Here is a 543-nt window from a genome sequence, read left to right on the forward strand (position 1 = left end):
CTGTTTCGCAGAGTTACGGCGGCCATAGCGGAGGGGAAACGCCCGGTCCCATTCCGAACCCGGAAGCTAAGCCCTCCAGCGCCGATGGTACTGCACTCGACAGGGTGTGGGAGAGTAGGACACCGCCGAACACAATTTGCCAGAACACCCCCAGACCACTGGTCTGGGGGTGTTCTGCATTTCGAAACCACCCACACACCCCACCAATGAATGCCGACACGCGCGCGCATCCGCCATCCGCGTGCACACTCGCGCCCAGACCAGCCCCTATTTCCCGCGCACCTGACACACGCGCGCGCATGTGCGACGAGCGGGGGCTGCCTGAACTCGGGTGCCGGCAGACCACGCGACTGCGAACCGCGAATACGAGGACAAACGCGCGCGCATTCGCCATCCGCGCGCACAATCGCATCCCAACCTGTACCTATTCCGCGCGCACCTGACAGACGCGCGCGCATTCGCGACGATCCGGGCCGAACCCGGATGCCGGCGCGCACACCGGCGGCCCCCCGAGCAGCCCGGCACCCCGACAGCCCCCTACTC

General features: G+C 66.7%; 1 rRNA gene. It reads left to right on the forward strand.

Going from position 1 to position 543, the window contains the following annotated elements:
* Positions 1-14: 14 nt before the first annotated feature.
* Positions 15-131: ribosomal RNA gene (gene rrf / locus CH271_RS19585) — 5S ribosomal RNA — on the forward strand.
* Positions 132-543: the final 412 nt, after the last annotated feature.

The sequence above is a fragment of the Rhodococcus sp. 05-340-2 genome, assembly GCF_002258915.1.
In the GTDB taxonomy this organism is placed as follows: Bacteria; Actinomycetota; Actinomycetes; order Mycobacteriales; family Mycobacteriaceae; genus Rhodococcoides.